This window comes from Rhodopseudomonas sp. BR0C11, assembly GCF_010820945.1.
Lineage (GTDB): Bacteria > Pseudomonadota > Alphaproteobacteria > Rhizobiales > Xanthobacteraceae > Rhodopseudomonas > Rhodopseudomonas palustris_H.
The window spans coordinates 1-1,585 of sequence record NZ_QTKI01000664.1 but is presented as its reverse complement, the minus strand read 5'-3'; the positions used below and the strand labels follow the sequence as shown (position 1 = coordinate 1,585).

General features: G+C 66.3%; 2 protein-coding genes. Both read right to left on the bottom strand.

Annotated elements, in window-relative coordinates; translation table 11 throughout:
* Positions 1 to 2 precede the first annotated feature (2 nt).
* Entirely contained in the window at positions 3 to 977 is a 975-nt protein-coding gene (locus DYI24_RS26355; protein WP_164574405.1) for a Bug family tripartite tricarboxylate transporter substrate binding protein, read from the bottom strand.
* 160 nt (positions 978 to 1,137) lie between these two features.
* On the bottom strand, positions 1,138 to 1,585 hold a 448-nt coding region (locus DYI24_RS26350; protein WP_283810910.1), incomplete at its 5' end, for an IclR family transcriptional regulator domain-containing protein.

Here is a 1,585-nt window from a genome sequence, read left to right as displayed (position 1 = left end):
GGTCAGTTCTCTCGCAGTCCGGCCTCCTCGATTACCCGGCTCCACTTCGCGGTCTCGGCATCGATGAAGGCCGCGAACTCCGAGCCCTTCAGTCCGTGCGCTTCGAGGCCCTGAGCGATCAGCTTTTTCTTCACCTCGGTATCGCCGAGCGCCCGCAGCACCGCGTCCTGCATCCGGTCGATGATGGGCGCAGGCGTTGCAGCCGGCGCCATGAAGCCGTACCAACCGGCGGCGACGATCTGCGGAAAGCCCAGCTCGACCAGCGTCGGCGCGTCCGGATAGATCGCGCTGCGCTGGGCCGAGCCGGCACCAAGCACACGGAAATTCCCGGCCTGGATGTGCGGCAGTGCCGAGCTGATGGCCGTGAAGGTGGCATCGACGCGTCCTGCAAGGAGTTCGGTATAGGCGGCGGCATCGCCGCGCAGCGGCACGTTGAGGCCTTTGACCCCGGCGGTCTTGAACAGCAGCTCGGCCGCAAGATGCGGCTGCGAGCCGGGCCCTGGAGAGCCGAACGTCAGCCCCTCCGGCTTCGATTTGCCGTAGGCGATCAGGTCCGGCAGCGTCTTGAAATCGGACTTGGCGTTGACGATCAAAAAGATCGGCGCGAACGCCGCCATCGCCACCGGCCGCAATTCGCTGCGCTGATAGTTGAGCTTGCCGAACAGCGCCTCCGCCGTAGCGTAAGGCGCCGCAGCGTAAAGGAAGGTGTAGCCATCAGGCTGACTGTGCGCGACCATCTCGTTGGCCAAGCGGGTGCCGGCGCCCGGCTTATTTTCGACGATGAACTGCTGGTGCAGCTCGCGCTCGAGGAAATCGTTGATGATCCGCAGCGAGATGTCGTTGGCGCCTCCGGCGCCGTAAGGCGAAATCGTCTTGACGATGCGGGCGGGCCAGTCGGGTGCAGCAAACACCGGCCATGAGGGGGCCGCGAAGGCCGCGGCGGTGCCGGCAAGTAGCAGGCGGCGGGTGATCGGCATGGCGTCCCTCCCTGTGGTTCGACGCCGCTGGCGCAACGTCAGTCCGAGCATGAACGCGGCCGCAACTCCTGCACAGCGCGACGTTCGGGTGTCTCTCCCTGCAGGGCGATGTCCGACCATGCACCTGCCGCTGACCAGGCAGCGGCAGGCGATCGCCGTCTCACCTCGTATTAGTTTTGGCCGGCCGCTCGCGCGGCGCAGCAGGCTCCGGATGCACGACGAGCGCGCGGATGCTCTCCGCCAGCGCACGCACGCGCGGTCCGATTTCGTTTTCGAGCTGGCCCGGCTGCAGCCGAAACGCCGGGATACCGCAATTGATCGCGAACGAGCGATCGCGCAGCCGGAACAGCGGCGCCGCGATGGCATGGATCGCCGGCAGGTATTCGCCGAAACAGGTACAAAATTGCCGCTCGGCGCATTGCCGAAGCCCGTCGTGGAAGAGATCGCGATAGCTCGCCCACATCGCCCCATCGGCGGTTTCGAGTTGCTGTTCGAGCCTTGCAGCCTCGGCCTCCGGCAGGATCGACGCAGCCGCCCGGCCCATCGCGGTCCGCACCACAGGAATCGGCATCCCGATGTCAGGCGTATGCGGCCCGACATCACCCGAT